The sequence below is a fragment of the uncultured Parabacteroides sp. genome, from assembly GCF_905196875.1.
GTDB lineage: Bacteria > Bacteroidota > Bacteroidia > Bacteroidales > Tannerellaceae > Parabacteroides.
In genome coordinates this window covers 1-12,543 of record NZ_CAJJWO010000018.1, presented here as the reverse complement: position 1 = coordinate 12,543, position 12,543 = coordinate 1, and the positions used below count along the sequence as shown (strand labels likewise).

The following is a 12,543-nucleotide window of genomic DNA, read 5'->3' as shown; positions in this document are numbered from 1 at the left end:
TTTAAAAACATTTGATTTAGTAAGGCATATAACTCCTGTCAGATCCCATCGAAAAATAAATTTATGCCGTATTCCATCATTTTCCTTCTATATTATTTGGTTTACAACATAAACCATTTTATATTTGCAGCGTGTAGGTGAGAAATGCGCAGCTCCTTACACTTTTTTAATCCATACATGGTTTATATTATAAACTTATTTATTTCACCATTTAAAGAAAGAGAAACGATGAAACGAGCAGCATTATTAATCATTCTGGCAATGATTTTCAGTTATAGCACAGTCGGGGCACGCACCATTATTGTAAAAGTAAGCAATATCCGGGGAGAGCAAGGTACGATCCTTGTCATGGCCCAGTACGGAAAAGAGAGTCAACCTGTTTACGGCATGGCAAAACCGGAAAAAGGAGAAGCCACCATTACCCTTGAGAATGTAGAATGGGAACAGTTCGACCTTTCGGTTTTTCATGATGAGAACGGTAATTATAAGATGGATTTCACAGACAACAAAATGCCTGCGGAAGGATATGCAATGAAAAACTGTAAAACTCAGAAAGAGGAAGAAACAGTTAAGTTGAAGTTATATTATCCGTCAAACGAATAAAATCATGAAAAGGCTCCTATTCCTAATGCACCTGTTTTCTGCCGGCTTTGCGGGTATAGCCCAAAAGCCGGCAGAAACAAAACCCTATTCCGGTCGTCTGACCGATGAGCAGGGAAACGGAGTAGAGTATGCAACAGTCGTTTTGCTACAGGATAACGATCAGAAAGCCGGCGGGACAACCGACAGCAACGGTAATTACATCCTGGAAGCAAAAGCCGGATCATACACGGTAATCGCTCAATGTATCGGATACGAACCGATACGAAAAGACATACAATTACCGGTATACGGCCAGGATACCCTTGTCCTAAAGACCTCCACCTATTCCCTGAAAGAGGTGGTGGTACAAGCCAGGAATATCGAACGTAAAGCAGACCGGTTTGTCATATCGGTTTCACCGTCAGCGGGAAAAGACGGAACAGAATTGCTGTCGCAGGCACCGGGCGTCTGGCTGGCAGAAGACGACATTTCCATCAACGGCGCCCAGGGCACGAAAGTATTCGTCGACAACCGGGAGATCAGACTGACCGGCGGGGAACTCATGGCCTACCTGCGCTCCCTGAAGTCGGAATATATAAAACGGATAGAAGTAATACCGATTGCAGGAGCTGAATATGAAGCCAATTCACGAGGTGGAATCATACTGATCTCGCTTCGCCGGCGGCAAAACAACGGTATCCAGGGCAGTGTAATTATGGGGGCAGGCTTATCCTCTTCCCTGAACCGCTATCTTCCTTCGGGAACACTGAATGCACGTATCGGGAAATGGATGGTAAACGCTGCCGTCTCCGGTTCTTTCACGCCCGAGAATGACAGCGAAATGTCTTCCGAACGGATATACCCGGACAGCAACAACCGTTTTTCCAGCCGTTCCGAATTCGAAAACCGTTCCAACTACGGCACCGGACGCATCGGTACAATCTTCGAAATCGATACGCTCAACAGTATCGGTGGAGAAATCGAATATATAAGACAAGTATCCAAAGGAAGCTCTTCGAGCCAGACCGAATTGACGAAGAACGGAGTTATGGTAAACAGCTCAGGCGATTATCGCCAGAAGGAGGATTACAATACCTTATCCGCCACCGCCAACTATCTGCACCATTTTGACAGTAAAGGCTCCATCCTTAAACTGATCGTGGATTACGCCAATAAGAAGTCGACCGGGAAGAACGACTACCATGTCCTGCAGCGGCTACACTACGGGGATAAAGACAGCACCTACCGCAGCAATGCAAATGCCATCTACGAGATCGTCACCACCGACGTTTCAATGAAGAAGCATATCAGGAAAGGAATGTCGCTGAACGCCGGAATAAAGTATACGCATACATTCATGGATGATAACTCCCAGTACGAAGGCTTGTCGGAAGAGCGGAAGTGGACTGCCAATCCGGATTACGGATATGCGCTCAAATACAATGAAAACATTCTGGGAGCATACGCCTCCTTCACGACTGAGATCGACCGCTGGTCGTTTATCGCCGGGTTGAGGGGAGAGTATACCCGGACTTCGAACGAAAGCGACCGTATCCGGCGGGATTATTTCGACCTCTTTCCCAACCTGAGCGCGACATACGCATTCAACAACCTGAAAACCTGGCTGTTTGTAGCCCAATATGCCCGCAACATCGAACGTCCGGCCTTCTACACTCTCAATCCAAACCGTCTTCAAACGTCCGATTATAGCTACAACATGGGAAACCCGTACCTGAAACCGACGCATATCAACCGTTTCAGTGCAACCATCGTCTATAATTACCGGTATACACTGACGATAGGCGGCAACCTGCATCGCGACCTGATCCGGGAATTCTGCAAAGAAGATGCCGCCAATCCCGATGTATCGTTCATCACTTACGAAAATCATGATGTCGAAAACCACTGGTTCATTGCCGCCAATATACCCGTGCAACCGGTTTCATGGTGCAGCCTTTCTGCTAATTTCGTAGGTGTCCGCCAGGATATCCGCATGACCGAAACGGCTGGCTTCGCGCATCATTATCTGGCTTTTGCCAATGCGAACCTGTCTTTTATACTACCTGCAAATATTACATTGGAAGCACAGTATAACGGAACCAGCCGTTTGTATTCGGGCAACAGCGAAATTGCGTCCCGGCATATATTCAACCTGTCCGTCCGGAAGAAGCTGGCCAATAACCGGTTGCTTATAACCGCCTCGGTCGACAATATTTTCAATCGCTACAATAACTTTGCCAGCCATATCGAAGCTTATACCGCGCAAAGTCATTTTGAAAGCGGACATCAGGGACGGATATTTAAAGTATCTTTGGCCTGGAACTTCAACAGCGGGCAAAAGGTGAAAAAGAGAACTGTCGAACGAAGTTCCGATTCAGAAATAAACAGATTAAATGACAAATAAAACAAACGTATCATGGAAGAAAAACAATTGAACGAGAAAGAAAGCCTGGAACTTATCACACAAATGATAAACTCCAGCAAAAAGAATATGGAGATCGGTCAGGGGAATTATCTCCTGGTATGGGGTTATTTCACGACCGCCCTGTCGATTATACTCTTTACACTGATTACCCTGACACACAATTTAGTATGGAGCTGGGGATGGATGCTGATGTTTGTTGTATGGCCCTTCATCGCTTACTGGAAAAAGCAACAACCTCCAAAAGTCGTTACCTATACCGACAAAGTAATCATGCAGGTATGGCAGGTAATGGGTTGGATGTTTATCATCACTTTCCTGACTACAGGTACCATCGAGTTTATTTTCGGTAGATACGTCGACTTCATTCTTATGCTACCGTTATCCCTGATATACTGCGGTTTGGGAGTATCTATTACCGGTATTATCGTACAAGGGCGCTGGATGATCTATACTCCTTTAGTAGCCTTCATCATTGCCATTTATATGCTAACTATGCTGATGATGGGAGAAAAAGTAACAATTTTGTGGTATCTTTACTTCGGTTTATCATTCGTATTTATGATGATTATCCCCGGGCATGTTACTAATTATAAAGCCAAGAAAGAATGTTTAAAGAACTAGATCCGTTACTCCACTCACAATTACGGCTTGCCGTGATGTCGATACTTCTTTCGGTAGAAGAAGCGGATTTCGTCTACCTAAAAGAAAAGACACAGGCTACGGCGGGAAACCTGAGCGTACAGATAGACAAACTCAGTGAAGCCGGCTATATAGAAGTTGAAAAAAGTTTCGTCGGGAAAAAACCCCGTACCACCTGCCGCATAGCACCTCCCGGCAGGCAGGCATTCGAAAACTATGTCAATGCCCTAAAAGGCTATATTGGAGAATAAGCATAAAAAAACAGGCACGGAACCACAAATAAATGTGTAATCCGTGCCTGTTTATTATTTTGTATAAAATCAAATAGCATACAAAGAACTGATAGACTCGCCACTGCAAACACGACGGATCGCTTCGGCAAACATATCAGCGACAGACAATACCTTCACCTTTTCGCATTTCTTCGCGTAAGGAATAGAGTCTGTAAAGATCATTTCAGTTAGCGCCGACTGGTCGACACGTGTTGAAGCCGGATCAGACATAACAGCGTGGCTGGCAATAGCACGAACAGACTTCGCACCGTTCTCCAACATCAGGTTGGCAGCCTTCGTGATTGTACCGGCTGTATCCACCATATCGTCCACCAAAAGAACGTCGAGACCTTCTACATCACCGATTATACGCATTTCTGCCACCTCATTGGCACGCAAACGTGACTTATGACAGATAACCATCGGCAATCCCAGATACTTAGAATAGCTGCTGGCACGTTTCGTACCACCCACATCCGGAGTTGCGATACACAAGTTATCCAAAGGCAATTCCGTTTTAATATAATCAAGGAAGATGGAAGAAGCATACAAGTGATCCACCGGAACATTAAAAAATCCCTGGATCTGGTCTGCGTGCAAGTCCATCGTAATCAAACGATCGATACCGGCTGTACTCAACATATCAGCGATCAGTTTCGCACCGATAGACACACGGGGTTTATCCTTTCTGTCCTGACGGGCCCAACCAAAATAAGGAACGACAGCAATTACAGAGTGTGCAGAAGCACGTTTAGCAGCGTCAATCATCAGGAGCAACTCCATCAGATTGTCCGAATTAGGAAATGTCGATTGAACCAGGAACACATCGCGACCACGGATAGACTCTTCGTAAGAAACTGAAAATTCACCGTCAGCAAAATGTTGAATGTTCATCTGTCCCAGAGGACAACCAAGACTATTGCAAATTTTCTCTGCAAGATACCGGGAGTTGGTTCCCGAAAACACCAAGAAAGGAGTTTGTGCACTCATTATTCCGAATATTTATCTTAAGTAAATAGATTTGAATTGTGGTGCAAAAGTACAAAACTTATTTGCAATAATCTCCTTATCTTCAGAAAACTTTCAACAGTGAGAGCAAGTCCCCCTGCCCTCACTATCTATATTCCGTATGCGAGCGGATTATTTTGAGTACGTAAACTTCAGTAAATTACCAGAATAAGCAGAAAGAGTCAGTTGAAACGGACAAGCCGCCGTCAATGTACTGATACTCGTCTCTCCCGTCAGCAGATCGGTCAGAACGGCTGCCTTATTATCGTCAAATCCCAGCGAATGAAATGCTTCAGAAGGAATTTTCACCCGTACGGTCTGCTCGTTCTTATCGAAATTGACAACAACCAGCAGCACTTCATTCAGGTATTTACGCATAAACACATATTGGCGGTTCACATTAAAATACGGATTGCGTGAGTTGGCATACATCAGGTCGTAGAATACTCCCTGAGTAATTACCTGTTCTGTTTTAGCTATGTTCAGTATTTTTGCGTACTTCGAACGAAGAAGGCGTTGATCCGGAGTCAGTTTACCACCATCGAAAGCACCGTCGTTGATCCAGTTACGCAGAGTTTCCACGCTCCAGTAATCGAATATGGTAGTACGGCCGTCACGTCCGCTGAAACCCTCTTCGTCCATACCGGGCTCACCTAGTTCCTGACCGCTATAGATCATGACCGGATTAGTATTCATAGTGGCCGACAGGATCATCCCCGGAATACCCGGACGCGGATCACCGGCAAAGAAGTAAGACGCCACACGCTGCTCGTCATGGTTTTCGAGGAAATTCAGCATATGTGGCTGTATACCTTCCAGTGCCTGCCAGCAGCCGGAAATATTAGTTGCCGGAGCCTGGTTACACATCACGGCACGTACGGTATCGTACAGGCCTACCTTATCATACAGATAATCGAAATGGCCGTTGAAGATATAATTGCGGTATTCGTTCGGGTTATAAACTTCAGCGATAAAACATACATTATATTTCTCTTTCACCTTCGGGATCACCCAGTTCCAAAACTCTACCGGGACCATTTCCGCCATATCGCAACGGAAACCGTCGACGCCTTTTGCCGCCCAAAACAGAAGGATGTCGAGCATCTTCGTCCAGGTATTCGGTATCGGGTCGAAATGACAGATGCCACCATTCACATAATCCACTCCATAATTCAACTTCACGGTTTCATACCAGTCGTTCCGGTCGGGAGTTGCATCGAAATGGTTGTTTCCCGTTACTTTAGCCGGAAACTCGCTGTATTCGAAATCTTCCTGATGGTCGCCGAAATGCAACTGCAAAGGCTGTCCGGGAATATAATAGAAGTTATTGTTAATATCGAAAGCTTTCGTCGTATTATCATGTTGTCCCAAATCTTCCACAAACGAAAGACGTGCATCCGAATGATATTCGCGTGCCACATGGTTCGGTACAAAGTCGATGATTACTTTCATCCCCGCATCGTGCGTCCGTTTCACCAATGCCTCAAACTCTTTCATACGGTTCGGCACACGATCGGCTAGGTCAGGATCGATATCGTAATAATCTTTTATGGCATAAGGAGAACCGGCCTTCCCTTTTACAACAGCCGAATGATCCTTGCGTATCTGGTAAGCAGTATAATCCGTTTGGGTAGCATGTTCGATCACACCGGTATACCAAACATGCGTAGTACCCAGTTCCTTGATCTTTGCCAGCGCCGTAGGAGTAAAAGCAGAGAACTTACCTACTCCGTTTTCCGTAATACTGCCGTTTTTCACCAATGGATAGGTCGAATTTCCAAACCAACGGGGAAATACCTGATATATGATCATTTTGTCCTTTTGTTTCATCGTTTTTATCAACTTTTAAGTTATCGGTAAAAGTAACTCCGGCATAGACCGGAATCAATTACGGCATAAGGATATTTGTCTTATGGGATGTAATTGCTTTTACCAGAGTTTCATATTTATTCTCTTGTATTACCAGTTCGAATGCACGGACAGCGGCAGAATAACCTATTTGGGAAATCTGATCCACATTCTCCAGATCGAAGGTTTTATACTTGCCGAACTCCTCCGCCTCGATCAGTACGTCGCACATTTCACGGTCTTCAATCGTATTGGCGCGAAACATATAATGATAGGAACGCTCGGCAATATGGAAGATCGTCTGCTTGTATTTCTGTGAAACAAGCGGGCTCACGTTCACACCGATCACCCTTTCACACGAATCGCGGATAATGGAAACCGGGAAGTTATGGAACAGACCGCCGTCTACATAATGCACCCCGTTGATAACCACCGGACTGAAGATAATAGGTATACTGCACGAAGCGGTAACAGCTTCCACGATCGGTCCGCTACGGAACTCATGGCTTTCGCCGTTGTCGAGGTCGGTAGCCATTACGATCAGAGGAATTTTCAGATCTTCAAATGTTTTTGCCCGCAAATGGCGTCGCAGGAAATGCCGGAAACGTTTACTGTCAAACAACCCTGACTTGGGAAGTTGAAGCTGTGCAAACTCGGAGAATTCACGGCCGCTAAAAAGTTCTTTTATCTCGTCTGCCGAATAACCGTCGGCAAACAAAGCACCCATCAACGCACCGACACTCGTTCCCACGATTATATCCGGCATCAACCCACACTCTTCCAGTAATTTAAACACACCGATGTGTGCAAATCCTTTTGCACCCCCTCCACTCAGAGCCAGGCCCAATTTATAGGTTGTCGTATGGTTTGAATCTTGCGTCATTGTATGTTTCATCTCTTTAACGGTAACAAATATGCTGTTTTTTTTAGAATGAAACAGTATTATTTCCAAAAAAGTTTCTCTACGTCTTTATTTTTACTACATTTACGGTGACCGAAACAAGGCTTTGAAAGCCTTCTTCCGAAAGAAACTTTTAAATCGAACTGCTATGATAACTAGTATTTTTTGGATTATTCCCGTTGCGTCGATCCTGGCGCTGGTATTTGCCTGGTTCTTCTTCCGGCAAATGATGAAAGAGAGTGAAGGAACGGAAACGATGGCAAAAATCGCCTCGTACGTGCGTGAAGGTGCGATGTCGTATCTGAAGCAACAATACAAGGTAGTAGCTTCGGTTTTCCTTGTATTGGTCATCCTGTTTTCCATTATGGCCTATGGTTTCGGTGTGCAAAACGAATGGGTTCCCATCGCCTTCCTGACCGGCGGTTTCTTCTCAGGGCTGGCCGGATTTCTGGGGATGAAAACAGCCACATACGCTTCCGCCCGTACCGCCAATGCCGCCCGTACATCCCTGAACAAAGGTTTGCAGGTAGCTTTCCGCAGCGGGGCCGTGATGGGTCTGGTGGTGGTCGGACTAGGACTGCTGGATATCTCTTTCTGGTACTTCCTGCTGAACGCACTTATCCCCGATGAAGCATTAAATCCTACACATAAACTGACCATTATCACCACCACCATGCTTACTTTCGGAATGGGTGCATCTACCCAGGCCCTCTTTGCCCGCGTGGGAGGTGGTATCTATACGAAAGCTGCCGATGTGGGTGCCGACTTGGTAGGAAAGGTGGAAGCCGGCATTCCGGAAGACGATCCGCGCAACCCGGCCACCATCGCCGACAATGTGGGGGATAATGTAGGTGACGTTGCCGGTATGGGTGCCGACCTGTATGAATCGTACTGCGGTTCTATCCTCGCCACGGCTGCCCTGGGAGCTGCAGCCTTTGTTTCTTCCGGAAACGTAGAAATGCAGTACAAAGCAGTGATCGCCCCAATGCTGATCGCCGCCGTAGGGATCGTCCTTTCCATCATTGGAATATTTGCCGTACGCACGAACGAGAATGCCACGATCCGGCAATTGCTGAAAGCACTGGCTGTAGGTACCAACCTAAGTTCCGTACTGATCGCCATTTCCACCTTCGGTATCCTGTACCTGCTTGGCCTCGACAACTGGTTCTGGATCAGCTGCTCGGTAATTATCGGCTTGCTGGTCGGCATTGTGATCGGACAGGCCACGGAATATTACACTTCCCAATCGTTTAAACCGACACAGCGGGTATCCGAGTCGGGGCTGACAGGTCCGGCAACCGTTATTATCTCGGGATTGGGACTGGGGATGTTATCTACTGCCATTCCGGTGCTGGCCGTCGTGGTAGGTATCATCTGTTCATTCCTTTTTGCTTCCGGATTCGATTTCAATAACGTTGGAATGGGGCTCTACGGTATCGGTATCGCCGCTGTCGGAATGCTTTCCACCTTGGGTATTACATTGGCAACCGACGCTTACGGGCCGATAGCAGACAATGCCGGGGGAAATGCCGAAATGTCGGGACTGGGAAAAGAGGTGCGTAAACGTACCGACGCCCTCGACTCGCTGGGAAACACCACAGCAGCTACAGGTAAAGGTTTTGCCATCGGTTCGGCTGCCCTCACAGGACTGGCGCTGCTGGCATCCTATATTGAAGAGATAAAGATCGGTCTGTTGCGACTGGGCGAAACAGTTCTTTCGTTTGCCGACGGTCGCACGATGGAGGTATCGAAAGCCTCTTTCTCCGATTTTATGGTCTATTATGACGTTACGCTGATGAACCCGAAAGTTTTGTCGGGCATGTTCCTCGGTTCGATGATGGCTTTCATGTTCTGCGGATTGACGATGAATGCGGTAGGGCGTGCCGCCGGACACATGGTAGAAGAAGTGCGCCGCCAGTTCCGCGAAATACCGGGTATCCTAACCGGAAAAGCCGAACCGGATTACGCCCGTTGTGTAGAAATATCCACCAAAGGGGCACAGCATGAAATGGTCGTACCTTCCCTGCTGGCAATTATCGCCCCGATCCTGACAGGGCTTATATTCGGTGTAACGGGTGTGATCGGCCTGCTGATAGGCGGTCTGAGTACCGGATTTGTACTGGCTATCTTCATGGCAAACGCCGGCGGAGCCTGGGATAACGCCAAGAAACATGTGGAAGAAGGCAACCACGGCGGTAAAGGCAGCGAAGCCCACAAAGCAACCGTTGTTGGCGACACCGTAGGCGATCCTTTCAAAGATACTTCCGGCCCGAGTCTGAATATCCTGATCAAACTGATGAGCATGGTAGCCATCGTGATGGCGGGATTGACGGTGGCCTGGAGCTTGTTTTAGAAATAAAATGACTGCCGCAGTCGTTTTTAGTGGCTGCGGCAACTATTTTTGGTAGCTGCCGGAGTAAAATAAATTAGCTGCAGCAGCCATTTTATCTTATTGGGGGGCAGATGGGGGCAGCAAAAAGGCTGTTTTGAAAACTTTATAATAAGATGTTCCATGTTCCATCTACGAGGAGGTCGTAGATGGAACATGGAACATACTATACAGAAGTTTACCAAAAGGGCTTTTTGCTGCCCCCATCTGCCCCCGATTACTAAAAAGAGGAATCTCGCCCCAGAGCGACTTCACAGATAAAACACAGATTATCAAACAATAAATCCTAAACCGACAAATTACATCGAATCCCCTTTTAACAGGCTTTTACCAGCCTATTGCTCGGAACACAATCGGCAAAAACACGCTTATTGGCGGCCACTTGTTCCTTAAAAACGGCACTTTTTAACACTTTTCCGGGCACATTTCCACCTAATACAGGCACAAAACAGCGTATTGGTTCCACAGTTTGTGCCACAAGTTGGAGCTTACTCCGGAACAGTTAATATAATCTAATCGGACTCAAACATTCCTGTACGAACAGCCCGTAACTACGAATCATTCGTATTTTTGTATACAGTAAATAAGTTTAAATGATCTTGTATGAAAACAACTGGCCTACTCCTCTCCTCCATTCTGTTAGCAGGATGTTTATCAGCGTGCGACACCTCCACCCGGAAACAACAAACGCAGAAAGCAAACGACGGAAGTATCACCACTGTTGAAATAGACGGGCACAAACTGACCGTGTGCGACTTCGCCCTCGCGAAAGATACCATCGACGTGCCGCTCAGCGAATTTATCAACGACTGTCGAATCATACATTTCGACAACTCCGACAAAGCTATGTTTAAAGCCTGGTTCACCCTTGCCACCGACCAGTATATCGGGGTACGGCAAGAAGGCGCCCCCTTCAAACTTTTCGATAAAGAGGGTAGGTTCCTGCATGATATCGGCTCTGTGGGGAATGGGGCGGGAGAATATGCCATTTCCATCTACGATGAAGTCATCGACGAAAAGAACGGCCATATCTTTCTTTCTCCTTTTGTCGGCGACAAAATCATGATGTATAGTACAGACGGCAGTTGGATAAAAGACATCAAGCTCCCCACAAGACTCAACAAGCCTAAAATATACTTAAACACAGACGGCAACTTATCGGTCGTGCACATGCCTTTTGCCGAAGGAGAGTATTTTGCTTTCCGCATGGATCCGGAAGGTAACATCCTGCAACAAATCCCGGCAACCGCAACAACGAAAGTAAGTGACTTCAACGGAGAAGTTTTTTCTCCCAGAAACTGCAACGATTTCGATTTCTTTCACACCAGTATAGATACTCTCTTTGTCTACGATCCTGCCGGCAACCGGCTATTGCCGGAATTCACCATGACTTTTCCAAATCCGAAAGAGAAACCGGTACATTTTTATTACAGACTACCGAACCATTTTATGATTACTTATTACTATTTTGGGAAAAACGGTCCGGAAAATGGTGGAGACATATTGGTAGATACGCAAAAGAATGCCTCCTCCCATTTCCGCCTCGTAAACGATTTCTACGGAAATCTCCCGATCTCCAATCCGGGATACCGCTTTTACCGCGGATATTTTATCCAGAATCTGGAACCGGGACAGCTGGCAGAACAAATAGAGACTCATCTCGCTTCCGGCAAATGCCCCGCCCAGGACAAAAAGAAACTCGAAGAGCTGGCTACTTCTTTGAATGAGAATGATAATAATGTGTTATTTATCGGGAAGATTAGAAAAAGGCTTTAGTGTATTAAATGCTTCGCTACGTAAATATCAAACAGATGTAAATTGAGTACAACAATGAACATAATGGTCGGTTTTATGGAATATTTATAACAGTACCTTCTTTTTATGCAGTCCTAAAAGCCGGCTATTAGCCAATTTCCGGCAGGTATTTGCAAATTAAGTTCTGCCCGATGCCAACTACCCGGCAGGTAGTCGCGATTACCTGCCGGGTAATCCGAACCAACCGCGCAGAGAATTTTTCTTTTCGGAAAATATCTGCTAAAAGCATCCTCATCTATATCATACAAAAGCCTTTTGTACACAGAAGCTCGTCCGAATAAGCTTATTCCCGGTTGACATTTTCATCTGTATATTAACCAACCGATAACCGATGAGTGAATTACCCGCCGGGACTTTCCCAAATAATGAAATTTATTTTACCATTATAAACAAACCGCTATCATTATGTCAATGCCCAACGTTTGCTCCGTTCGTTATTTGAAAACCACCGTCCGTTTCCCCGCATACAACGAGTTCTCCCGCAGCATAGGTATCAAAATGACAAAATGATCATTTTATCAAAACCATCTCTTACGTTTTATAGATAGTATACCCTCAATCGTATACTATCATCCACTAAAAGTTATTCTCTTCTACATACTAATTATTCATAAATCCGTCAGCCATAATTTTTGCTATCTAAAACCAATATTCTATCTTTGCT

The 12,543-nt window shown here is 45.9% G+C and carries 9 protein-coding genes; 6 read left to right on the top strand and 3 right to left on the bottom strand.

The genetic code is table 11. The annotated features are described in order from the left end of the window. The first annotated feature begins 228 nt into the window (after positions 1–228). From QZ076_RS08395 to QZ076_RS08380, 4 genes are read left to right on the top strand one after another with little or no spacing between them, the layout of a single operon-like run. A complete protein-coding gene (locus tag QZ076_RS08395; protein ID WP_293712398.1) occupies positions 229–603 on the top strand; it encodes a DUF2141 domain-containing protein in 375 nt (124 codons plus the stop codon). A gap of 4 nt (positions 604–607) precedes the next feature. Then, positions 608–2,986: an outer membrane beta-barrel protein gene (locus QZ076_RS08390; protein ID WP_293712396.1), complete on the top strand. Its 2,379-nt coding sequence runs from the start codon at positions 608–610 to the stop codon at positions 2,984–2,986. 12 nt (positions 2,987–2,998) lie between these two features. Then, a complete protein-coding gene (locus tag QZ076_RS08385; RefSeq protein WP_293712394.1) occupies positions 2,999–3,628 on the top strand; it encodes a hypothetical protein in 630 nt (209 codons plus the stop codon). Then, positions 3,613–3,897 (top strand): transcriptional regulator, encoded by a 285-nt coding sequence (locus QZ076_RS08380; protein WP_075556209.1) that lies wholly within the window; start codon positions 3,613–3,615, stop codon positions 3,895–3,897. The genes QZ076_RS08385 and QZ076_RS08380 overlap by 16 nt, the downstream gene beginning before the upstream one ends. A 69-nt stretch (positions 3,898–3,966) precedes the next feature. Here the strand turns inward: QZ076_RS08380 and QZ076_RS08375 are convergent, their stop codons facing one another. The 3 genes from QZ076_RS08375 to QZ076_RS08365 form a co-directional block, all read right to left on the bottom strand. Beyond that, positions 3,967–4,908 carry a ribose-phosphate pyrophosphokinase gene (locus QZ076_RS08375; protein WP_293712392.1) on the bottom strand — a complete coding sequence of 314 codons (942 nt, stop codon included), beginning with the start codon at positions 4,906–4,908 and terminating at the stop codon, positions 3,967–3,969. Positions 4,909–5,058: 150 nt separating this feature from the next. Continuing rightward, positions 5,059–6,756: an alpha-amylase family glycosyl hydrolase gene (locus QZ076_RS08370; protein WP_293712389.1), complete on the bottom strand. Its 1,698-nt coding sequence runs from the start codon at positions 6,754–6,756 to the stop codon at positions 5,059–5,061. 58 nt (positions 6,757–6,814) lie between these two features. Further along, complete coding sequence (locus tag QZ076_RS08365; protein ID WP_293712386.1) at positions 6,815–7,657, bottom strand: patatin-like phospholipase family protein; 843 nt, start codon at positions 7,655–7,657, stop codon at positions 6,815–6,817. A 166-nt stretch (positions 7,658–7,823) separates the two neighbouring features. Between QZ076_RS08365 and QZ076_RS08360 the strand changes: the two genes are divergently transcribed. Both QZ076_RS08360 and QZ076_RS08355 read left to right on the top strand, forming a co-directional pair. Then, positions 7,824–10,028 carry a sodium-translocating pyrophosphatase gene (locus QZ076_RS08360; RefSeq protein ID WP_293712384.1) on the top strand — a complete coding sequence of 735 codons (2,205 nt, stop codon included), beginning with the start codon at positions 7,824–7,826 and terminating at the stop codon, positions 10,026–10,028. Between the two features lie 639 nt (positions 10,029–10,667). Next, positions 10,668–11,840: a 6-bladed beta-propeller gene (locus tag QZ076_RS08355; RefSeq protein WP_293712381.1), complete on the top strand. Its 1,173-nt coding sequence runs from the start codon at positions 10,668–10,670 to the stop codon at positions 11,838–11,840. Positions 11,841–12,543: the final 703 nt, after the last annotated feature.

What these genes read in the sequence shown, in the direction of transcription:
- QZ076_RS08375 (WP_293712392.1), bottom strand. Translation starts at nt 4,908, where the DNA reads ATGAGTGCACAAACTCCTTTCTTGGTGTTTTCGGGAACCAACTCCCGG.
- QZ076_RS08380 (WP_075556209.1), top strand. Translation starts at nt 3,613, where the DNA reads ATGTTTAAAGAACTAGATCCGTTACTCCACTCACAATTACGGCTTGCC.
- QZ076_RS08385 (WP_293712394.1), top strand. Translation starts at nt 2,999, where the DNA reads ATGGAAGAAAAACAATTGAACGAGAAAGAAAGCCTGGAACTTATCACA.
- QZ076_RS08370 (WP_293712389.1), bottom strand. Translation starts at nt 6,756, where the DNA reads ATGAAACAAAAGGACAAAATGATCATATATCAGGTATTTCCCCGTTGG.
- QZ076_RS08395 (WP_293712398.1), top strand. Translation starts at nt 229, where the DNA reads ATGAAACGAGCAGCATTATTAATCATTCTGGCAATGATTTTCAGTTAT.
- QZ076_RS08365 (WP_293712386.1), bottom strand. Translation starts at nt 7,657, where the DNA reads ATGACGCAAGATTCAAACCATACGACAACCTATAAATTGGGCCTGGCT.
- QZ076_RS08355 (WP_293712381.1), top strand. Translation starts at nt 10,668, where the DNA reads ATGAAAACAACTGGCCTACTCCTCTCCTCCATTCTGTTAGCAGGATGT.
- QZ076_RS08390 (WP_293712396.1), top strand. Translation starts at nt 608, where the DNA reads ATGAAAAGGCTCCTATTCCTAATGCACCTGTTTTCTGCCGGCTTTGCG.
- QZ076_RS08360 (WP_293712384.1), top strand. Translation starts at nt 7,824, where the DNA reads ATGATAACTAGTATTTTTTGGATTATTCCCGTTGCGTCGATCCTGGCG.